Annotated in this window: 17 protein-coding genes; 12 read left to right on the plus strand and 5 right to left on the minus strand. The window is 62.5% G+C overall.

Annotated features, from left to right (window positions below; genetic code table 11):
• Nucleotides 1-137: 137 nt before the first annotated feature.
• A complete protein-coding gene (locus tag IVA96_RS09625) occupies nt 138-362 on the minus strand; it encodes a hypothetical protein (protein ID WP_247276403.1) in 225 nt (74 codons plus the stop codon).
• Between the two features lie 212 nt (nt 363-574).
• Here IVA96_RS09625 and IVA96_RS09630 point away from each other — a divergent pair, with 212 nt between their 5' ends.
• Entirely contained in the window at nt 575-3091 is a 2517-nt protein-coding gene (locus IVA96_RS09630) for a glycogen/starch/alpha-glucan phosphorylase (RefSeq protein ID WP_247276402.1), read from the plus strand.
• Nucleotides 3092-3311: 220 nt separating this feature from the next.
• A complete protein-coding gene (locus IVA96_RS09635) occupies nt 3312-4127 on the plus strand; it encodes a thioesterase family protein (protein WP_247276401.1) in 816 nt (271 codons plus the stop codon).
• 164 nt (nt 4128-4291) lie between these two features.
• Here IVA96_RS09635 and IVA96_RS09640 read toward each other — a convergent pair whose 3' ends face one another.
• The 3 genes from IVA96_RS09640 to IVA96_RS09655 all read right to left on the minus strand — a co-directional run bounded on the left by IVA96_RS09640 (nt 4292) and on the right by IVA96_RS09655 (nt 7857).
• Nucleotides 4292-5908, minus strand: a complete 1617-nt coding sequence (locus tag IVA96_RS09640) for a phosphoenolpyruvate carboxykinase (RefSeq protein WP_247276400.1) — start codon at nt 5906-5908, stop codon at nt 4292-4294.
• 849 nt (nt 5909-6757) lie between these two features.
• Nucleotides 6758-7036 (minus strand): hypothetical protein, encoded by a 279-nt coding sequence (locus tag IVA96_RS09650; RefSeq protein ID WP_247417067.1) that lies wholly within the window; start codon nt 7034-7036, stop codon nt 6758-6760.
• A 71-nt stretch (nt 7037-7107) separates the two neighbouring features.
• Nucleotides 7108-7857: a DUF2470 domain-containing protein gene (locus IVA96_RS09655; RefSeq protein ID WP_247276399.1), complete on the minus strand. Its 750-nt coding sequence runs from the start codon at nt 7855-7857 to the stop codon at nt 7108-7110.
• A gap of 241 nt (nt 7858-8098) precedes the next feature.
• On the opposite strand from IVA96_RS09655, the gene IVA96_RS09660 reads away from it, so the two are divergent.
• From IVA96_RS09660 to IVA96_RS09680, 5 genes are all read left to right on the plus strand, one after another.
• Nucleotides 8099-8800 (plus strand): response regulator transcription factor, encoded by a 702-nt coding sequence (locus tag IVA96_RS09660; protein ID WP_008542552.1) that lies wholly within the window; start codon nt 8099-8101, stop codon nt 8798-8800.
• Between the two features lie 116 nt (nt 8801-8916).
• Entirely contained in the window at nt 8917-10713 is a 1797-nt protein-coding gene (locus tag IVA96_RS09665; RefSeq protein WP_247276398.1) for a sensor histidine kinase, read from the plus strand.
• Nucleotides 10710-11234 carry an HPr kinase/phosphatase C-terminal domain-containing protein gene (locus tag IVA96_RS09670; protein WP_247276397.1) on the plus strand — a complete coding sequence of 175 codons (525 nt, stop codon included), beginning with the start codon at nt 10710-10712 and terminating at the stop codon, nt 11232-11234. The genes IVA96_RS09665 and IVA96_RS09670 overlap by 4 nt, the downstream gene beginning before the upstream one ends.
• Nucleotides 11235-11367: 133 nt before the next feature.
• The gene (locus IVA96_RS09675) at nt 11368-11769 is read left to right on the plus strand and encodes a PTS sugar transporter subunit IIA (protein ID WP_007597752.1); all 402 of its coding nucleotides are present in this window, start codon (nt 11368-11370) and stop codon (nt 11767-11769) included.
• Nucleotides 11766-12083: an HPr family phosphocarrier protein gene (locus IVA96_RS09680; protein ID WP_247276396.1), complete on the plus strand. Its 318-nt coding sequence runs from the start codon at nt 11766-11768 to the stop codon at nt 12081-12083. Before IVA96_RS09675 ends, IVA96_RS09680 begins: the two co-directional genes overlap by 4 nt.
• 117 nt (nt 12084-12200) lie before the next feature.
• Here the strand turns inward: IVA96_RS09680 and IVA96_RS09685 are convergent, their stop codons facing one another.
• Nucleotides 12201-13826: a glycosyltransferase family 39 protein gene (locus IVA96_RS09685; RefSeq protein WP_247276395.1), complete on the minus strand. Its 1626-nt coding sequence runs from the start codon at nt 13824-13826 to the stop codon at nt 12201-12203.
• 114 nt (nt 13827-13940) lie between these two features.
• Between IVA96_RS09685 and lepA the strand changes: the two genes are divergently transcribed.
• The 5 genes from lepA (at nt 13941) to IVA96_RS09710 (ending at nt 20315) form a co-directional block, all read left to right on the plus strand.
• Complete coding sequence (gene lepA / locus IVA96_RS09690) at nt 13941-15752, plus strand: translation elongation factor 4 (RefSeq protein WP_247276394.1); 1812 nt, start codon at nt 13941-13943, stop codon at nt 15750-15752.
• Nucleotides 15753-16331: 579 nt separating this feature from the next.
• Nucleotides 16332-16634, plus strand: a complete 303-nt coding sequence (locus IVA96_RS09695) for a plasmid stabilization protein (protein WP_247276446.1) — start codon at nt 16332-16334, stop codon at nt 16632-16634.
• Nucleotides 16635-16644: 10 nt separating this feature from the next.
• Nucleotides 16645-16878 carry a hypothetical protein gene (locus IVA96_RS09700; protein ID WP_247276393.1) on the plus strand — a complete coding sequence of 78 codons (234 nt, stop codon included), beginning with the start codon at nt 16645-16647 and terminating at the stop codon, nt 16876-16878.
• A 71-nt stretch (nt 16879-16949) separates the two neighbouring features.
• On the plus strand, nt 16950-17891 hold the full coding sequence (locus IVA96_RS09705) for a complex I NDUFA9 subunit family protein (RefSeq protein ID WP_247276392.1): 942 nt from the start codon (nt 16950-16952) through the stop codon (nt 17889-17891).
• Between the two features lie 429 nt (nt 17892-18320).
• On the plus strand, nt 18321-20315 hold the full coding sequence (locus tag IVA96_RS09710) for a protein-L-isoaspartate(D-aspartate) O-methyltransferase (RefSeq protein WP_247276391.1): 1995 nt from the start codon (nt 18321-18323) through the stop codon (nt 20313-20315).
• Nucleotides 20316-20968 lie beyond the last annotated feature (653 nt).

The following is a 20968-nucleotide window of genomic DNA, read 5'->3' on the forward strand; positions in this document are numbered from 1 at the left end:
CGATGATATCAAAGACTTGCTAAAGTGTTCTTAATTTGTTCTGATGCGTCCACAAAGTCCTCCCGGCCTTCGTCGAGAAACAACCGCGTGAAAGCGTTCGCCAAACGAACGCGGATTCTGCGGTACGATCACTCGCCTCACCTCGCCGCCGACATCAACTTGTCTCCGCACGCGCTCGCATAAAACTTGCCGCCGCATTGGCGCTTGATGGCGGCGCAGCGTGCTGCTGGCGTTGCGTTTTGCGGAAGCGAGACGGCGCAACTGAGGCCATCGGCGCTGCGGCCCGTTCTGCCGGCGGCGGAGGCGGCGGTGATGCAGACGACGAGCAGGGTCGCAGTGGCGATTTCGATCAGCAGTCTCATCAGAGGTCTCAACGGTCTCCTCCACAGTGATGGCTGAATTGGCCTGCATTCTAACAGCAGATCCGTCTTTCTCCGTGCTCGTCCGGGTTCCCAAGCCGGCCCGTTCCTTGCATAAATTTACGCCAGCGCAGTGCACGGCCGCACCAGTGACGGTTCCGGCACGGAAGCAGGACGCGTAGGGTGAGTGTTCAGTCGACCAGGAAGTGAAGGCCTTGCAAGATCAATCGTTCCAGCCGAATTTTCCCGCTCCCGGCCAGCCCATCGACGAGCTCGCGCTGGCTGAGATCAAGGGCGCGATCCTGGCCAAGCTGCGCCTTGCCATCGGCAAGGACGCAGGCATGGCGACCCGGCACGATTGGTATCAGGCCGCAGCGCTCGCGCTGCGCGACCGCATCGTGCATCGCTGGCTGAGCGCGGAGAAGCTGAGCTACGACGCCGGGCGCAAGCGCGTTTATTATCTCTCGCTCGAATTCCTGATCGGCCGCCTCTTCACCGACGCGCTCAACAATATGGGGCTCCTGAAGATCTTCGAGGTCGCGCTCGGCGACCTTGGTGTCTCCTTGCCCGAGCTGCGCAAATGCGAACCGGATGCGGCGCTCGGCAATGGCGGCCTCGGTCGGCTCGCCGCTTGCTTCATGGAGAGCATGGCGACGCTGTCGATCCCTGCGATCGGCTACGGCATCCGCTACGATTACGGCCTGTTTCGCCAGATCATCAATCAAGGCTGGCAGCAGGAATATCCGGACGAATGGCTGAGCTTCGGCAATCCCTGGGAATTGCAGCGGCCGGAGGTGATCTACGACATCAATTTCGGCGGCGCCGTCGAGCATGTCGACGATAAGGGCCGCGACCGCGCCATCTGGCATCCGGGCGAGACCGTGCAGGCGATCGCCTACGATACGCCGATCGTCGGCTGGCGCGGCCAGCACGTCAACGCGCTCCGCCTGTGGTCGGCACGCTCGCCCGATCCTCTCAGGCTCGATGCCTTCAACAAGGGCGACTATGTCAGCGCCAGCGCCGAGCAGGCGCGCGCGGAGGCGATCTGCAAATTCCTCTATCCGAACGATGAGAGCCCGGCGGGCCGCGAGCTGCGGCTGCGCCAGGAATATTTCTTCGTCTCCGCCTCGCTCCAGGATCTGGTGAAACGGCACCTCGCCTCCGACGGCCAGCTCCGCAGCCTCGCCAGCAAGGTCGCGGTCCAGCTCAACGACACGCATCCGAGCCTTGCGGTCACCGAGCTGATGCGGATCCTCGTCGACCTGCATAATTTCCGCTGGGACGAGGCCTGGAAGATCACCGTTGCCACGCTCTCCTACACCAATCATACACTGCTGCCCGAGGCGCTGGAGACCTGGCCGGTCGAGCTGTTCGAGCGACTCTTGCCGCGGCATCTGGAGATCATCTACCGCATCAACGTGCAGCATCTGGCGCTCGCGGAAGCACGCTGCCCCGGCGACATCGACTTCCGCGCTTCGGTCTCGCTGATCGACGAGAAGAGCGGCCGCCGCGTGCGCATGGGCCAGCTCGCCTTCGTCGGCTCGCACCGCATCAACGGCGTCTCGGCGATGCATTCCGACCTGATGCGCGAGACCGTGTTCCACGATCTCAACCATCTCTATCCCGGCCGCATCACCAACAAGACCAACGGCATCACCTTCCGCCGCTGGCTGATGCTGGCGAACCCGAAGCTGACCGATTTGTTGCGCGAGACCTGCGGCGAAGCAGTGCTCGACGATCCCACCCAGCTCAGCCTGATCGAAGCTCGCGCCAGCGACGTCGAATTCCAGAAGAAATTCCGCGCCGTCAAGCACGCCAACAAGGCGGCGCTGGCGCGGCTGATCGGCGAGCGGCTCGGCATCAAGGTCGATCCCGGCGCGCTGTTCGACGTGCAGATCAAGCGCATCCACGAATACAAGCGCCAGCTCCTCAATGTCATCGAGACGGTCGCGCTGTACCAGTCGATCAAGGACGATCCCAACGGCAATTGGGTGCCGCGGGTGAAGATCTTTGCCGGCAAGGCGGCGGCGAGCTACCGCTATGCCAAGCTGATCATCAAGCTGATCAACGACGTCGCAGAGGCCGTCAATAACGATCCCGCCATCAGCGGCAAGCTCAAGGTCGCCTTCCTGCCCGACTACAATGTCAGCCTCGCGGAAGTGATCATTCCCGCGGCCGATCTGTCCGAGCAGATCTCGACCGCCGGCATGGAGGCCTCCGGCACCGGTAACATGAAGCTGGCGCTGAACGGCGCTATCACCATCGGCACGCTCGACGGCGCCAATATCGAGATCCGCGACCATGTCGGAGCTGAGAACATCGCAATCTTCGGCTTGGAGGCCGGCGACGTGATGATCCGCCGCAAGCAGGGCCTGGATGCGTCCGACGTCATCCGCAACTCGCCGAAGCTCCAGCGCGCCATCAATGCGATCGCGACCGGCGAGTTCTCGCCCGGCGATCCCGGCCGTTTCGAATCCATCGCGCACGCGTTGCGCTATCTCGACCATTACATGGTCAGTGCCGATTTCGATTCCTATTATGAGGCGCAGCGCGCGGTCGATGCGCGCTGGCAGGTGGCACCGGCCTGGACGCGCGCCTCGATCCTCAACGTCGCGCGCATGGCGTGGTTCTCGTCGGACCGTACCATCCGCGAATATGCCGAGGAGATCTGGAACGTGCCGGTCAATCCGACCACGCCGCTGCTGCCAAATCTGCGCGATGTCGCAGGCTGATTTTCCGCGGGGTGAAATCGGCGTTACCTGCGAGGTTATTGCATCGGGCGCCGCGGATGATGATATGGTCGTCATCATCTCCAAGGCGTCGATATCGAGGCCGCTACCTCAAGCGCCGTCATTGCGAGCGCAGCGAAGCAATCCAGAATCCCTCCGCAGAGATAGTCTGGATTGCTTCGCTGCGCTCGCAATGACGTTGGTGAGACACCGAGGACCAGCAATGCACGCCAAGCTCCCGCACCCCTTCGATGACGCCACCCGCGTCAGCGCCGGCGACTCCAGTTGGCAGGGGCACACCAGCGACGATTATTGGGCCTTTGTCGGTCCGTTCGGCGGCGTCACTGCCGCGACGATTTTGCGCGCGCTGATCGACCATCCGGACCGCGCCGGCGATCCGCTCGCGCTCACCGTCAATTACTGCGCGCCGATCGCCAAGGGTCCGTTCGATCTCGACCTGCGGCTGGTGAAGGCCAATCGCTCCAGCCAGCATTGGAGCGTCGAGCTCAGCCAAGGCGGCGGCGGGGTGGCAACGCTCGCCACCGCCGTGTTCGCCGAGCGGCGACCGTCCTGGGAGCATAGGGTGGCGAAGGTGCCGGACGCAAAGCCGTTCGAACAGACGCTGCCGTTTCCGAAGATCTCGGCCTCCTGGGCCAACCAGTATGAATTCCGCTTCGTAGAGGGCGAGATGCGGATCGGCCCGCCACAGACCGAGCCCGCCAGCACCTATTCGAAAATCTGGATCAGCGACCGCACGCCGCGCAAGCTCGATATGCTGTCGCTGATGTCGATGTCGGACGCCTTCTTCGGCCGCATCTTCCACGCACGGCGCGAGCTGGTGCCGTTCGGTACGGTATCGCTGACGACCTATTTCCACACCGATGCCGAAGAGCTAGCCGCCGAAGACATCACGCGTGTGCTTGCCACCGCTGACGCCAAGATTTTCCACAAGAGCTATGGCGACCAGAACGGCGAGCTGTGGTCGCCGAACGGGCGGCTGCTCGCGACCACGACGCAGATCGCGTATTTCAAAGCGTAGCTGCTTCCGCAAACTCGTCATTGCGAGCGCAGCGAAGCAATCCAGGAATCTCTCCGCGGAGACAGTCTGGATTGCTTCGCTGCGCTGCCAATGACGCTGGAGAGATATCGCGTAAACAAAAAGGGCGGCCTCGCGGCCGCCCTTTGCATTACAAGGCGCGAGCCCTACTCCGCCGCGAGCTTCAGGTCGGGCGCGGCTGCGCGCACTTCGGCGTCGACCTGAGCTTCGAACTTGGCGAAGTTCTTCTGGAACATGCCGACCAGCGCGCGGGCGGTCTTGTCGAACTCGTCCTTGTCCTTCCAGGTGTTGACCGGATTGAGGATCTCGGCCGGCACGCCCGGCAGCGCGGTCGGGACCGCAAAGCCGAAATATTTGTCGGTGCGGAATTCGACGTTGCGAAGCGATCCGTCGAGTGCGGCGGTCAGCAGCGCGCGCGTCACCTTGATCGGCATGCGCGAGCCGACGCCATATTTGCCGCCGGTCCAGCCGGTGTTGACCAGCCAGCAATCGACATTGTGCTGGGCAATCAGCTCGCGCAGCATGTTGCCGTAGACGGATGGATCGAGCGGCAGAAAGGGCGAGCCGAAGCAGGTCGAGAATTCCGGCTGCGGCTCGTTGCCGAGACCGCGCTCGGTGCCGGCGACCTTTGCAGTGTAGCCGGACAGGAAGTGGTACATCGCCTGCGCCGGCGAAAGCTTGGCGATCGGCGGCAGCACGCCGAACGCGTCGGCGGCGAGCATCACCACATTCTTCGGCTGCGGCGCGCGGCCGGTGTGCGAGGCGTTCGGGATGAAGTCGAGCGGGTATGCAGAACGCGTGTTCTCGGTCTTGGAGCCGTCGTCGAAATCGACGATGCGGGTGTCCTCGTCGAGCACGCAGTTCTCGAGCACTGCGCCGAAGCGCGTCGACGCCGCGTAGATCTCGGGCTCGGCTTCCTTCGACAGCTTGATGCACTTGGCATAGCAGCCGCCTTCGAAATTGAACACCCCGTTCGGGCCCCAGCCGTGCTCGTCGTCGCCGATCAGGGTGCGGTTGGGATCGGCCGACAGCGTCGTCTTGCCAGTGCCGGACAGGCCGAAGAAGATCGCGGTATCGCCCTTGGCGCCGACATTGGCCGAGCAGTGCATCGGCATCACGCCGCGCTCGGGCAGATAGTAGTTCAGCGTGGTGAAGACCGACTTCTTCATCTCGCCGGCATAATAAGACCCGCCGATCAGGACAATCTTGCGGGCGAAATCGATTGCGACGACGTTCTCCGAGCGGCAGCCGTGACGTTTAGGATCGGCGCGGAAGCTCGGCATGTCGATGATGGTGAGCTCAGGCACGAAGGTCGACAGCTCGATCGCCTCGGGGCGGATCAGAAGTGTGCGGATGAACAGCGAGTGCCAGGCGAGCTCAGTGAAGACGCGCGTCTTGATCCGGTAGGCCGGATCGGCGCCGCCATAGAGATCCTGCGCGAACAGCCTCTTGCCTTCGGCGTGCTTGAGGAAATCCTGGTAGAGCGTCTCGAACTGCTCTGCGGTGATCGACTGGTTGCCGGCCCACCACATCTTCTTGTCGGTGGTGGCGTCACGCACCGTGAACTTGTCCTTCGGGCTGCGGCCGGTGAACTCGCCAGTATCGGCGCAGAGTGCACCGTCCGCTGACAGCACCGCCTCGCCCGCGGAGAGCGAGTACTGATAGAGTTGCGGCGCACCGAGGTTCCAGTGAACCTGCTTGAGATTCTTTAAACCGAATTTGTCGGCGCCGAAGGCACCGTTGCGCACGCCCGTCTCTTGCACGAAAAAGTCCTCCTAGAACCCGCGACACTCAGCGCGACCAAGCTTTGGCACCATCGCGGTCACCGTGAATAATAGGCCCGTTTGGCCTCGGCTGGAACGACCTAATACTGATGAACGCTGGCGTTGCCAAGCTGATCCCGTAGGATTTGGTTTATTCAAAGACCGCGCCAAACGTCGCGCATGTCAGCTCTGAGCAAGCGCATCAAAAAGTCCGAATGATCGCGCAACCAAACGCGCGTTTGCGCGTTACTTCCGGTTATTGCGACGCACAATGCTCGAGTTGGCTTCCCATCGTAACTCGGCTTTGCAGATGCGTGCGAACCGCTCCCACATCGCGGGATAGGCATTGCGGTGACGAGACGAGGCGGCGGCGAGATAAGTCAGCATCGCACGCGCAAGGCTTTGCCGCGACCGATCTTCAGTTCGTCTTGGGCAGCTCGAACGTCGACGTGGTCAAACGCGTGGCAGCTTCCGAATCCACCGCTCAATGCGACACAAGAAGCGCGCAGGCACCGGCATAGAAGAACGAGCGCGCCAATCCCGACCGGGCCACGGCCTCGGCTTGTCGCCCGCGATGTGTTGCAGGTCGACAGCACAATCCGGTCCGCATTGAGCTTGAGCTGGGTGACTTCGCTCGCAGTGAGAAGGCCGTCGAGCTCCGATGGCTGATCGGGATCGAGAGTGCAAGCGAGGGCTCACCGAGTCCTTTGATGTCGCCGCGAAGAGGCCGTGGGTGGCAAAGTTGATGATGCCATATTGAGCAAGCGCTGCACGCTTGAGCGTCGTTTCGCCGGCGTCGCAACCGAGATGGATGTCGGCATCCCTTGCCGACATCGCTCGCCACCGCGTTCAACTCGGCGGTATTCGGCAATTGCCACAGCGCCTTTGCCAGCCGCGCGTGACCGCGGACAACAGCATCTTGAGCGCCGCGGCGAGTTCGCGGCCGATATCGCTTTTCTCCAGGGTCGCAACCATCGCCTGCGCGAGCGGAAGCGCGCTTCCGAATACTTGCAGGCCCCCATGAGCGGGTTGATCACGCGCCCGCCGCGGCAAGACTTCCTTTCTGGCGTGGCGAGCAATGCGCTCGCCGCGAGCGCGAGCCCTGCGATCAGCGCCGGCCGATTTCATCTTGCCATCACCACTCTCGCTGCACCGTCGGACCGATTACGGTCTTGGATCGCAGCGATGAGCCGCGACGATCAACGTGTTGCGCCTTGGTCCAGCTTCTTGCGCGCGTCACCGGCGAGGCGGACCAGCATCTTGCGCAGTGCCGTGCCATCCGTCACCCGCTCCGGGAACTCCAGCCGCAGCGCGGTCTGATCCATTTGCATGTCGAGGCCCTCCGGATCGCAGCCGGTGCAGCGCCAGCCGCCCTCGGCCGCGCCGAGCAGCCTCGTGGCATAGAGGTTCATGGCGTCGCGATGGTCGGCATTCATGTGCTCGACGGCGCCCTGTTCCGCCGCCAGCAGATCCTCGGCGCCGGTGAGGTCCGTGAGGAACTGCTCCGGCTTGAGGTCGACGATCCGGCCGAAGCCGGCGACCAGATGGGCTCCCGTGGGCGGGATCCGAAAGAAGGAGAAATCCTTAAACGAAACAAAGCCTTCCGCCGACGGATGGGCATTGAGATACCGCCGCAGAAGCAAGTCCTTGTCGGCGTCAGCCTGCTCGGCCCGGCCGGACAGCATAATCCGGGCCCCCTCTAGGGGATCGCCGGCCGCGCGCTCGTCCAACATCAGCGAGACCCTGCTGTCCGCCAGGATGTTCCTGGTGTGCACGGCGAGGCGCGAGATCAGCAGGATCGGTGAGCCATCGGGGTGGCTCGCCAGATTGACCAGGGAACAATAGGGATCGCCGCTGCCGGCCATCAGGGTCGCCAGCGCCCCCTGCCGCGACCGTCGCAGCAGCGATTTGGCGAGTTTTGCGGGATCGAAATCCGGGGTCGGTTGCATCGGCTTTCTCGGGTCGGGTGGTTGCAATAGAGGCCTTTTCTCGGGTAAACGGGGGCCAGGTTATGGGTCGAGATGCGGCGAATCTGCCGCGTTTCGTGGAACTTGGTCACACTTCAGCCCAGCTTGCATTGCTCGGTGACAAGGTTCGAATGCCGACTTCGGCACCCATGTATGCGGCGCATCACTGATTGCTCGCCGTTTCAAGCCACGACCCAAAACGGAAAGCAGAAAGCAGAGGCTCATGCCCACAATCGCTTTGGTCGACGACGACCGCAACATTCTCACATCCGTCTCGATCGCGCTGGAAGCCGAAGGCTACCGCATCATGACCTACACCGACGGCGCTTCCGCACTTGACGGTTTCCGCACCACCCAGCCCGATCTCGCCATCCTCGATATCAAGATGCCGCGCATGGACGGCATGGAGACGTTGCGCCGTCTCAGGCAGAAGTCCGACCTGCCGGTGATCTTCCTGACGTCCAAGGACGAGGAGATCGACGAGCTGTTCGGCCTCAAGATGGGCGCCGACGACTTCATCCGCAAACCGTTCTCGCAGCGCCTTTTGGTCGAGCGCGTCAAGGCGGTCCTGCGCCGCTCGGCGCCGAAGGACCCGACCGTCGCGCCCAAGGAGAACGACGCCAAGGCGCTCGATCGCGGCCTTTTGCGCATGGATCCGGAACGGCATACCTGCACCTGGAAAAACGAGCCGGTGACGCTGACCGTCACCGAATTCCTGATCCTCCAGGCATTGGCGACCCGGCCCGGCGTGGTGAAGAGCCGCAACGCGCTGATGGATGCCGCCTATGACGACCAGGTCTATGTCGACGACCGCACCATCGACAGCCACATCAAGCGGCTGCGCAAGAAATTCAAGGTGGTCGACAACGAGTTCGAGATGATCGAAACGCTCTACGGCGTCGGCTACCGCTTCAAGGAAGCCTGAGACTCGCGCAGTTTCACGAAAGAGGAGAGCATCGCTGGTTCTGATTCCATCGGAACCGGGATGGCTCTAGGATGCGGGGACCTTCTCAACGAGCTGTCCTAACGCGGGCGTAAGCATTGCTTGACCGAACGCAGCCTGATCCAAACCAGAGCGCCGAGGATATCGCATCCGACGGCGTTCCGGAGCACGTTGGCGAAGACAAGCCGCAGGGCTGGCGGCCGCTGAACTGGCTGAAGCGCGCCGGTCAGTTCTTCTTCGCGCTGTCCTTCTCGAGCCTGACGCGCCGCATCGTCTCGCTCAACCTCGCCGGCCTGGTCGCGCTGGTCGCCAGCATCCTGTATCTGTCGCAATTCCGGGCCGGCCTGATCGACGCGCGCGCGCAGAGCCTGCTGGTCCAGGCCGAGATCATCGCCGGCGCGATCGCGGCCTCTGCGACCGTGCAGACCAACGCCATCACCATCGACCCCGACCGGTTGCTCGATCTCAAGCCGGGCGAGACCTATGGCGGCTCGGACGAATATTCGCCGCTGGATTTCCCGATCAATCCGGAGCGCGTGGCGCCGGTGCTGCGCACGCTGATCTCGCCGACCAAGACGCGCGCGCGCATTTACGATCCGAACGGCAGCCTGCTGGTCGACAGCCGCAACCTCGAAAACGTGCTGCGCTACAACCTGCCGCCACCGGCCGAGAAGCCCGGCATCGTCGAGCGCGGCATGGTCGCGGTGCGAACCTGGCTGAACCGCGGCGACCTGCCGCTCTACCGTGAGCTCGGGCCCGAGAATGGCAATGGCTACGCGGAGGTGGGCGATGCGCTCCAAGGCCAGAAGCGCTCGATGGTGCGGGTCAACGCACGCGGCGAGGTGATCGTCTCGGTCGCGGTCCCCGTGCTGCGCTCGCGCGCAATCCACGGCGCTTTGATGCTGTCGACCCAGGGCGACGACATCGACCAGATGGTCACTGCCGAGCGCCTCGCCATTCTGAAGGTCGGCGGCGTTGCCGCAGCGGTCATGATCATGCTGTCGCTGCTGCTTGCCAGCACGATCGCAGGTCCGGTGCGCCGGCTCGCCGACAGCGCCGAGCGCGTCCGCCGCCGTATCAAAGCCCGCATCGAGATTCCCGATTTCACCCGCCGCCGCGACGAGATCGGCCACCTCTCGGGCGCGCTGCGGGACATGACCAGCGCGCTCTACAGCCGCATCGAGGCGATCGAGATGTTCGCCGCCGATGTCGCCCATGAGCTGAAGAACCCGCTGACCTCGCTGCGCTCGGCGGTCGAGACGCTGCCGCTGGCGCGCAACGAGACCAGCCGCGCACGCCTGCTCGAGGTGATCGAGCACGACGTCAAGCGGCTCGACCGTCTGATCTCGGATATCTCCGACGCCAGCCGCCTCGATGCCGAATTGCAGCGTCAGGATGCGATCCCGGTTGACGTGCGTCGCCTGCTGACGACACTGGTGTCGGTCGCCAACGAGACCAAGCTCGGCCACGACGTCGCGGTCGAGACCCGCTTCGAGGGCCGCGGCCCGACCGACACGTTCTCCGTGACCGGCCACGATTCGCGGCTCGGACAAGTGGTCTCCAACCTGTTGTCCAACGCGCAATCCTTCTCGGAAGCCGGCAGCAAGGTGCGCCTCACCTGCCGCCGCGTGCGCGGAGAGATCGAGATCGTGATCGACGACGACGGGCCCGGCATCCGCGACGACGCGCTGGAGCGCATCTTCGAGCGCTTCTATACCGATCGTCCGCACCAGGGCTTTGGCCAGAACTCCGGCCTCGGGTTGTCGATTTCCAAGCAGATCGTCGATGCCCATGGCGGGCGGATCTGGGCCGAGAACCGCGCAGGCCCGCTGGATGCCGAAGGCGCGCCGACCGTCGCCGGCGCGCGCTTCGTGGTGAGGCTGCCGGCGCTATGAGCGACGGCGGCCCCAGCGTGCACGCCTCCGCCGTCAAGGTCGGGACTTTTGCCGTGCTGATCCGCGGTCCCTCCGGTTCCGGCAAGTCGCGCCTTGCCTTCGATTTGATCATGGCGGGCCGGTCAGGCCTGATCGAAAGGGCCGTTCTGGTCGGAGATGACCGTGTCCATCTGGCGACAGTCGGCCATGAAATTGAAGTCCGCCCCGCTCCGGTCTTGGCTGGCCTGATCGAGATCCGGGGCTTGGGAATTCGCCGCTGCGACTTCGTGGAGCATGCGATCGTCGGCCTCGTGGTCGATCTGGACGCAGCCGATGCCGAGCGTCTGCCTGCGACAGAATCGCTGAAAGCCAGCATTTCTGGTGTCGAAATACCGCGCATCCCGGTCGAGCGCGGCTATTCGCCCCTCCCGCTGGTTGTCGCGGCCTTGACCACTACCAAGAGTTCATCTTCCGTTAACCCCTCAGGCGATTGTTTGAAGGGAAATGGTAACCATATGAACCCCACTATCGCGACCGAGTAGACCGGCGCAGCTTCCCTCATCCATCCGTCTAGGTTCAGGGAGATACGCAACATCCCCTCTTGCGCGGGGGCTCTGGATGGTCAAAGTGGCGCGTTCGTGCGGTGCACCAAAAGCGCCCGCGAGGAGTTTTCCGATGATTGGTCTAGTACTTGTGACCCACGGGCGCCTTGCCGACGAATTCAAGGCAGCGCTTGAGCATGTCATGGGCCCACAAAAGCAAATCGAAGCGATCACGATCGGTGCCGAAGATGATTCCGATCTCTGCCGAAGCGACATTATCGAGGCGGTTAACCGCGTCGATTCCGGCGACGGCGTTGCGATCCTCACCGACATGTTCGGCGGCACGCCGTCGAACCTCGCAATATCCTGCATGAGCCGGCCGAAGGTCGAAGTGCTCGCGGGCATCAACTTACCCATGCTGGTGAAGCTCGCTAAGGTGCGCGAGGAGCGTCCGCTGCCCGACGCGATCGCGATGGCCCAGGAAGCGGGCCGCAAATACGTCACCATTGCCAGCCGCGTGCTCGCCGGCAAATGAGCGACGACGCGCCGCAAGCCGCAGCGGGCGTGCCCGCAGGCGCGATCTCCAAGGAGCTCCTGATCATCAACAAGCGCGGTCTGCACGCCCGCGCCTCGGCGAAATTCGTCCAGGCGGTCGAGCGCTTCAACGCGCAAGTGTGGGTGACGCGCGGCGGTGAGACCGTCGGCGGCACTTCGATCATGGGCCTGATGATGCTTGCCGCGGGTCCCGGCACGACCATCACGGTCGCCGCGGCCGGCGAGGAAGCCGAAGCGGCGCTCGCGGCGATCACCGAACTGGTCGAGAGCAAGTTCAACGAGGAAGGGATTTGAGCCAAGCGCTCGACGCCGTAGGGTGGGCAAAGGCGCGACGCGCCGTGCCCACCATCTCTCTCATCGTGTGCTGAAATTGGTGGGCACGCTTCGCTTTGTCACCCTACGATATCCCGATCACTTCGCCGGCGGGGCGATGTAGATATTCCAGCTCATCGCCGGGCCGGCCTTGCCGTGGGTGAAGCGGCGCGTCGTCATCACCATGCGCTCGGCATTCGGCGCGATCCCCGACATCCATTTCTCGAACGCGGGCAGGCGTTCGTCGGTCGGATCGAACACGCCGATGAAGCCGTATGTCTTGACATCGTCGAGCGAGGTCAGCCCGGACGCCCAGGCTTCGTTCGGCGTGAACGGGCTGGGGTGATCGGGGCTGTAGAACACCATCGGCTGAATCGTCTCCATCGTCCCGGCAACGACCGCCCAGCGCGAGGCAAAGCGCGCGTGCCAGGCCTGCGTCAGCTCGCGCGCGAGCTCCGAACGCGCGCCATAGGTTGCGGTATTGCCGGCATTGGCCGCCATCTCGCGCGCGGCGATCCACGGCGAGGCAGCGAGCGTGGCTGCGCTGAGCACGAGCCAGATCGCGGCGATGTTGAACAGCACAGAGCTCTGCACCCGCAATGCGGGGATCGCGACCAGCGCCAAGGGCACCAGGAAGAACAGCGAGATGCCCCAATCGGTCTTCATGTAGATGCTGAAGGCCAGCGCGCCGAGCGGCGGACCGAACGCCACGATGATCTGGATGATCCAGATGTTCAGCGCCTGCGAGAGGTTGACGCCCGGATTGACCCCGCGCGCCCAGGCCCGCGTGACGATGCGCGACGGCGCCCGCACCAGCAGCGTGAGCCACGGCGGCGCCAGCGCCATGGCGAGGGCGGCCAGCGCGACCGGCAGGGCCAGCAGCGCCAAATTATGCAAGACGTAGCCCGCGACGAGCTGATGCACCTGGCTCGAGTCCTGGAGGCTGTAGGTGTCGCCGGCATAGGTCAGCGGCACGAAATGCGCATTCGCCAGCCAAACGAAGTGCGGGATCATCGCCACCGCCATCGTCGCGATCGCGACCCATGGCGCCGGCGACGACAGGAAGCGCAGCCGCTCGGGATGGATCAGCGCGGCAAGGCCGATGGCGCCGATCATGGTCAGCACCCAATATTTGGTCATCAGCGCCAGCGCGCCGGCAAGCCCGAGAAGGATTCCGGATTGCCAGCTCCGCTTCGCGAAGGCGTTGAGGTAAGCGAGCACGAGCAGCGGCAGCGTGACGAGCTGGAGCAGATCCGGATTGTACTTGAAGCCTTTGAAATTGAAGATCGGATAGAGAGCGATCATCACCACGACCAGGAACGCGCGCCGCGCGTCGACCACGCGCAAGGCAACCATCCAGCAGACCACCATGCCGATACTGACGGTCGCCATCGCAAGCGCATAGGTAGCCCAATCCGCCGCCGGAAACAGCTTGAACCAGAGGCCGGCGACCCAGCCCGACAGTGGCGGATGCTTGCCGTAACCCCACAGGAATTTTTGGCCCCAAGCATAAGCTTCTGCGACGTCCATGTGAACGTCCTGCGCCGCCTTGAGATTGATCAGGATGAAGGTCCAGAGCACTGCATGCAGGATGGCGAGCTGGATCACCAACCAGAGGCGGGCCTCGGGGCGGATCGCGCAGGCAACCAACCAGGCCCGGAAGCGGGCATAGCTCACTCGGGTCTTCGCGCGCGCTTTGGCAGAGGGGATCGAAGTCGTCGACATGAGCGGTTGCCTAGCGTGTTTTGGGCGATCGTGGAATCAGCTTGGCGTGAACAAAGGCCCTGAAAATACAGCAATATGGTTGCCGCACAGGGATGTGAGTGGTATCCCGCGCCCATGACGACCGTCCCCATTTCCAACATCCGCAATTTCTCCATCGTCGCCCATATCGACCATGGCAAATCGACGCTGGCCGACCGCCTGATCCAGATGACCGGCGGCCTGTCCGACCGCGAGATGGCGGGCAAGGAGCAGGTGCTCGATTCCATGGACATCGAGCGCGAGCGCGGCATCACCATCAAGGCGCAGACGGTGCGGCTCCAATACCGCGCCAAGGACGGCAAGGATTACATCTTCAACCTGATGGACACGCCCGGCCATGTCGACTTCGCCTACGAGGTCTCGCGGTCGCTGGCGGCCTGCGAGGGTTCCCTGCTGGTGGTCGACGCGAGCCAGGGCGTCGAAGCGCAGACGCTCGCCAACGTGTACCAAGCGCTCGACAACAACCACGAGATCGTCCCGGTCCTGAACAAGGTCGACCTTCCCGCCGCCGAGCCCGAGAAGATCAAGCAGCAGATCGAGGACGTCATCGGCATCGACGCCTCCGACGCGGTGATGATCTCGGCCAAGACCGGCTTAGGCGTCCCCGATGTGCTGGAAGCGATCGTCACCCGCCTGCCGCCGCCGAAGGGCGATCGCGAGGCGACCTTGAAGGCGCTGCTGGTCGACAGCTGGTATGACGTCTATCTCGGTGTCGTCGTGCTGATCCGCGTCGTCGACGGCGTCATGAAGAAGGGCAGCCGCGTGCGCATGATGGGCACCGGTGCTGCCTACGACGTCGAGCGCGTCGGCTTCTTCACGCCGAAGATGCAGCAGGTCGACGAGCTCGGTCCCGGCGAGATCGGCTTCATCACCGCCGCGATCAAGGAAGTGGCCGACACCCGCGTCGGCGATACCATTACCGACGATCGGAAGCCGGTGACGGAGATGCTGCCCGGCTTCAAGCCGGCGATCCCGGTGGTGTTCTGCGGCCTGTTCCCTGTCGATGCCGACGACTTCGAAACGCTGCGCGGGGCCATGGGCAAGCTGCGGCTGAACGATGCCAGCTTCTCCTTCGAGATGGAGACCTCGGCTGCACTCGGCTTCGGCTTCCGCTGCGGCTTCCTCGGGCTGCTGCACCTCGAGATCATCCAGGAGCGGCTGTCGCGTGAGTTCGATCTCAATTTGATCGCGACCGCGCCGAGCGTCATCTACAAGATGAAGCTCACCGACGGCCAGGAGATCGAGATCCACAATCCCGTCGACATGCCCGACGTGGTCAAGATCGCCGAGATCGACGAGCCCTGGATCGAGGCGACGATCCTCACGCCCGACGAATATCTCGGCAGCGTGCTGAAGCTGTGCCAGGACCGCCGCGGCGCGCAGAAGGAGCTCACCTATGTCGGCTCCCGCGCGATGGTGAAGTACGACCTGCCGCTCAACGAGGTCGTGTTCGATTTCTACGACCGCCTGAAGTCGGTCTCCAAGGGCTACGCCTCGTTCGACTATCACCTCACCGATTACAAGCCGGCCGACCTCGTCAAGATGCAGATCCTGGTCAATGCCGAGCCGGTCGACGCGCTCTCGATGCTGGTGCATCGCACCCGCGCGGAAGGGCGCGGCCGCGCCATGGTCGAGAAGATGAAGGAGCTGATCCCGCCGCACATGTTCCAGATCCCGATCCAGGCCGCGATCGGCGGCAAGGTGATCGCGCGCGAGACGGTGCGCGCCCTGCGCAAGGACGTCACCGCAAAATGCTACGGCGGCGACATCACGCGTAAGCGCAAGCTTCTTGAGAAGCAGAAGGAAGGCAAGAAGAAGATGCGGCAGTTCGGCAAGGTCGACATCCCGCAGGAAGCTTTCATTGCCGCGCTGAAGGTGGATAGCTGAGCGGGGCTTAGGCCTGTTTCAAGCGTGACGAGATTGGCCGGTCCGGGACGTTTGGGACCCGAAGAACAAAATATCGAAAAACAACCCCATGCACAGTAGCCGGAGTCTTGTTTGTATTGCGTTTTTCGATTTTACGAAATCCATTTGACCCGTCGGGCAAAACAGGGGCATGATGGCATCATCGCAACGGGCGTGAGGCCGGCGCCCATCAGCACGCAACATCTCGACGCCGACCGATTAGCCTTCGATCTCGGGATCCGAACGCCACAGCGGTGATGGCTTTCCGTCGGCTTCCGGGCCCCCTGCGGGAATGCCGGCGAAACAATTCGCCGCGGTCGGCAAACTGCATTGGCAAAGACCCGCGAACATCCTCGGACTTCCGAAAGGCATGGCGCAAGTTGACGGTTCGACCAATCAACTTGATCCCGCCTCTCTACGCCCTGGATGCTAACTGAGTGTCTCAGCGGGCGGTGCACACTGGCTCCTACACGGTCTGCGGTAAGTCAGGTCGAATAGGAACAATTAGTGAACTTCGCCGTTCGTGGCGCGAGGGAGGCGTACCTGAAGAGGGAGGCCGTGATGCCACGCGGAGACAAACGCAGCTACATCGATAAGCAGAAGCGACAGGCCGAACACATCGAGGAAGGCTACGAATCCCGAGGTGTACCCGACACTGAAGCTGAACGGCGGGCCTGGGCGACCGTCAACAAAGAAATCCATGGCGGCAAGAAGAGCGGGTCCGGCAGAGGGACCGAAGCAGACACCTCGCCGTCACGCAAGGGCGGCAGACTTGGCGGAAAAGCACCAGCCAGCCGACCGGCCGATGAACGTACCAGGTCAGCCAAGAAGGCTGCTCAAACTCGCAAACGCCGCGCGGCGTGAAGGAGGCACAATGTCGACATGCGAAACCTGCGGCAATGATTATGACAAGGCTTTTCAGGTGGTGATGAACGGCCAGGCGCACACGTTCGACAGCTTCGAGTGCGCAATTCATGCCTTGGCGCCAACGTGCAAGCATTGCGGAACGCGCATCGTGGGGCACGGCCTGGAAAAGAGCGGCACCTACTATTGCTGCGACCACTGCGCCCAGAAGGAAGGCGTGACCGACCTCCGCGATCGTGTGTAATGGACGACCGACGAGCCTGCGGTCTCCGCTGGCCATGCCTTGCTTGAGACGATCTCAGTACGAGTTGCGCCATGGCGCCCGCACATAATCGCCTTGTTACGGTGTTCGGTGGAACGGGGTTTCTCGGCCGCCGCGTTGTTCAACACCTGCTCCGGGCACCTGAGTTTTTCGTTCGGATTGCATCAAGACATCCCGAACGGGGCAGACAGCTTTTTGGTCACGACGACCCACGCCTCCAATCTGTGAACGTCGATCTACGCGACGAGGGTTCGATAGCCGCTGCTGTTGATGGCGCATACGGCGCCATCAACACGGTCAGCCTCTATGTCGAACACGGACAGGAGACTTTTCATTCCGTACATGTGGAATCAGCCCGGCGACTGGCGGCCCAGGCACGTCGAGCTGGCGTCAAGCGGCTCATCCACGTTTCCGGAATCGGCTCTGACGCCACTTCGCCGTCCCTCTATATTCGCAAGCGTGGCGAAGGCGAACTCGCGGTCCGCGCAGTATTTTCTCAGGCTACGCTGGTTCGCCCGGCGGTAATGTTCGGCCCGGATGACGCGTTTCTCACCGTCATCCTCAAGCTACTCCGCCGATATCCGATCTATCCGATGTTCGGCCGCGGGTTGACGAGATTGCAGCCGGCCTATGTTGACGATGTGGCCGACGCGATCACAAGAGCGCTTCTGAGAGCCGAAACAAGCGCAATCACATATGAATGCGCTGGTCCTCGCATCTACACATACGAAGAGCTTCTCAAAAAGGTTGCGCACGCAGCCGGCCGCAGCCCCATGCTCGTTCCAGTGCCGTTTGCTGCTTGGCATGCAGCGGGATGGATTTCGGAGCTGCTTCCAAGGCCACCCATCACCCGGAATCAGGTGGAGTTGATGAAGCTCGACAACATAGCGTCGGTGGGAATGCCAGGATTTTCCGAGCTTGGAATCCCGCCGCAATCAGTCGAACAAGTTGTACCAACAATGTTACGGGAAAGTATCGGGCGAACCAACTTTTGAACCTGATGCCATTTGATGATGGCAGCCAGGAGTATGGATCGCGGTCCACTGATGGCTTCTTCAACAACCTCAAAACCCAGCGCGATCAGTGCGCAATAACCAGGATCAGCACCGCGAGCACGACGGCCCCGAGCAGCCCGATCAGGAAGATTGCTCTCCTTGCCGATGTCCGGAGAATGATCTCTCCGCCCCTCGCTCGCTCCGTCGGATAAGGCTCCTTGTGAGGAGGAGGCGTCCGCGCTGGACCTTCACGAACCATACTGAACAACGCATGCGTATGATTTCGTTTCACTTTGCGGGTGATCGGAACCGGTAAACTCTCTCCTTGGTTCCGGCCTTGGTTCCGGCGCGATTCAGTCCATGGAAAGGAACTCGTCACGTCCGTTCCCATTGGCTTTATGCACTGGGCATTCTTGATGGACGGGTCGCATGAGCGAATTTTCAGATCTTCGCGACCGTATGGTCGACGTTCAACTCGCGCGCCGTGGTATCCGTGATCGTCGCGTGTTGGAGGCTATGCGACAGGTCCCGCGGGAGCGGTTTGTGGAAGCCGGTTTTGAGGAATTTGCCTACGAGGACGGCGCACTGCCGATCGCAAACAACCAGACCATCTCGCAGCCCTACATTGTCGCGCTGATGACCGAGGCTGCCGAATTGAAGCCGACGGACAAGGTGCTCGAGGTCGGTACCGGCTCAGGCTATGCTGCCGCAATTGCTTCTCGGCTTGCTAAAACGGTTCACACGATCGAGCGACATGGCGCCCTGGCCAGAATCGCAGCGCAGCGGCTGATTGCGCTCGGATGTGCGAATTGCATTGTCCATACCGGCGACGGCACCCGCGGCCTGGCCGATGAGGCGCCATTCGACGCGATCCTGGTCGCTGCCGGCGGCCCCTCGGTGCCTGACGCGCTTAAGCGCCAGTTGGCCGTCGGCGGCCGTCTCGTCATTCCCGTCGGCAATTTCGGGCACGAACAATCGCTGCTCCGGATTACGCGCCGGAGCCAGACTGATTACGATGAGGAGACCTTCGGGGCCGTCCGCTTCGTGCCGTTGATCGGCGAGCAAGGATGGGCCGAGGATGGCACGCGCTCGGCCAGCAACCACATCCCCGGTCACACGCGGTTGCAATCGCTGACAGACATGATCCGTGCTACTATCGAACCGTTGCCTGCCTTCGATGATCCTGCATTCGGTGTGCTGTTCGATCGCTTCGGACAATCGCGCATCGTCTTGCTGGGCGAAGCCAGTCACGGTACGTCGGAGTTCTACCAGGCACGCGCAGCGATTACGCGCCGCCTGATCGAAAAACACGGATTTACGATCGTCGCCGTCGAGGCGGATTGGCCCGACGCCGCAGCGATCGACCGGTACGTTCGCGGTCGAACGCACCGCGGAGCGTCAAGCCAGACCCCGTTCGAACGCTTTCCGACCTGGATGTGGCGAAATACGGATGTCGCCTCCTTCGTTGACTGGATGCGCAGTCGCAATGAACGAATGCCGGCAACCGATCGAGCCGGGTTCTTCGGGCTCGACATTTACAACATGCGCGACTCGATCGCGGCCGTTCTCACTTACCTCGACAAGGTCGATCCTCAATCGGCAGCGGTGGCGCGCGAACGCTACGGCTGCCTGACGCCGTGGCAGCGCGAGCCTTCGACCTATGGCCGCGCCGTCCTGACCGAGCGCTACCGGAAATGCGAGGCGGAGGTGGTTCGGCAGTGCCAGGATATTCTGAAGAAGCAGCTCGACTATGCGGCGGACGATCCAGACAGCTTCCTCGATGCCGCGCAGAACGCCCGCTTGATCGCGTCAGCGGAGCGCTACTACCGGATCATGTATTACGGCGGCGCGGAGTCCTGGAATCTACGGGATACGCATATGTTCGAGACGCTAAGCCATGTACTTGACGCACATGGTCCCCAATCCAAGGCCGTGGTCTGGGCGCACAATTCCCATATCGGAAATGCGCGTTTTACCAGCATGGGCGCGGTCCGCAACGAGCTCAACATTGGTCAGCTCTGTCGGGAGAAATTCGATGAAGCGGCGTCGCTGATCGGATTAAGCACGCATACCGGCACGGTGGCAGCGGCCTCAGATTGGGACGCCGAAATGGAAGTGATGCAGGTTCGGCCGTCTCGACCAGACAGCTATGAGCGGCTGTTTCACGATGCCGGTGCGACGCGCGGCTTGATCGAATTCCGCCGCGAGGAGGCCCTTCGTCGTCGCTTGCTCGAACCGCGCCTGGAACGCTTTATCGGCGTGATCTATCGACCGGACACCGAGCTGCAAAGCCATTATGCCGAGGCCTCACTGCCTCAACAGTTTAACGCGCTGGTGTGGTTTGACGAGACACATGCGGTGACACATTTGGGTCCTGAGCATCGTCGCAGCGCTGTCCCAGACACCTATCCGTTCGGACTCTGATTGCAGCGTGGCCAGGCCAAGAACGTTAGGTGAATCTGATGTGAAGCTTACACCGGCGTCCACTACTGCCATGCAGCCTTCATGGAAGGCTGGTCGTGAGGCGATAAGTGATGAACGCATTCTTGTCATTGAATGTCGCCAAGATCTTCGTGCAGGCCGGGCCACGATGCTCACCGCTTGTGGCAGGGAGAGATGACGATACAGGGGCGGTTCCATTTCCGCTCAGGGTCAAATGCGCCGATGGGGGCGGTTGGTTGCGATTTCGGATTGCCGCGAGAAAGCGGACTGTTGCGGAGCATGTCGCGAACTCGCATTCGCGCAAAATGGCGACGCCTGCTGAATAGCGGGTATCGGCTCATGCATCAGGAAAGCTGTGTTGACGCATAATCATCCGCCACGAGTCAATTAGCGGCATAAGAACAGCTCCCTCCGCCGCGTCACCGCACGTGTCGTTCGACTTCTGCGAAGGGGCTCAGGCCGACGTGAAGGCATCGAGCCCGTCCCAGCTGGGCTACCGCTAGTACGGATTTTGAACTGGAAAGGTCCGGCCCTAGAGGATTACGGTTCTCCTATCTTCTCGGAGGAGGACCGCCATGAGCCTCAATCAAGGTCACGATATCCAATCAGCGAGCCCGCGCAGTTCGATCGACGTT

Origin of the sequence: Bradyrhizobium sp. 159, from assembly GCF_023073795.1 — a bacterium.
GTDB lineage: Bacteria > Pseudomonadota > Alphaproteobacteria > Rhizobiales > Xanthobacteraceae > Bradyrhizobium.

What these genes read in the sequence shown, in the direction of transcription:
- IVA96_RS09705 (WP_247276392.1), top strand. Translation starts at nt 16,950, where the DNA reads ATGGCGCCCGCACATAATCGCCTTGTTACGGTGTTCGGTGGAACGGGG.
- lepA (WP_247276394.1), top strand. Translation starts at nt 13,941, where the DNA reads ATGACGACCGTCCCCATTTCCAACATCCGCAATTTCTCCATCGTCGCC.
- IVA96_RS09635 (WP_247276401.1), top strand. Translation starts at nt 3,312, where the DNA reads ATGCACGCCAAGCTCCCGCACCCCTTCGATGACGCCACCCGCGTCAGC.
- IVA96_RS09710 (WP_247276391.1), top strand. Translation starts at nt 18,321, where the DNA reads ATGAGCGAATTTTCAGATCTTCGCGACCGTATGGTCGACGTTCAACTC.
- IVA96_RS09685 (WP_247276395.1), bottom strand. Translation starts at nt 13,826, where the DNA reads ATGTCGACGACTTCGATCCCCTCTGCCAAAGCGCGCGCGAAGACCCGA.
- IVA96_RS09625 (WP_247276403.1), bottom strand. Translation starts at nt 362, where the DNA reads ATGAGACTGCTGATCGAAATCGCCACTGCGACCCTGCTCGTCGTCTGC.
- IVA96_RS09650 (WP_247417067.1), bottom strand. Translation starts at nt 7,036, where the DNA reads ATGAAATCGGCCGGCGCTGATCGCAGGGCTCGCGCTCGCGGCGAGCGC.
- IVA96_RS09695 (WP_247276446.1), top strand. Translation starts at nt 16,332, where the DNA reads ATGCCACGCGGAGACAAACGCAGCTACATCGATAAGCAGAAGCGACAG.
- IVA96_RS09660 (WP_008542552.1), top strand. Translation starts at nt 8,099, where the DNA reads ATGCCCACAATCGCTTTGGTCGACGACGACCGCAACATTCTCACATCC.
- IVA96_RS09680 (WP_247276396.1), top strand. Translation starts at nt 11,766, where the DNA reads ATGAGCGACGACGCGCCGCAAGCCGCAGCGGGCGTGCCCGCAGGCGCG.
- IVA96_RS09675 (WP_007597752.1), top strand. Translation starts at nt 11,368, where the DNA reads ATGATTGGTCTAGTACTTGTGACCCACGGGCGCCTTGCCGACGAATTC.
- IVA96_RS09670 (WP_247276397.1), top strand. Translation starts at nt 10,710, where the DNA reads ATGAGCGACGGCGGCCCCAGCGTGCACGCCTCCGCCGTCAAGGTCGGG.
- IVA96_RS09700 (WP_247276393.1), top strand. Translation starts at nt 16,645, where the DNA reads ATGTCGACATGCGAAACCTGCGGCAATGATTATGACAAGGCTTTTCAG.
- IVA96_RS09655 (WP_247276399.1), bottom strand. Translation starts at nt 7,857, where the DNA reads ATGCAACCGACCCCGGATTTCGATCCCGCAAAACTCGCCAAATCGCTG.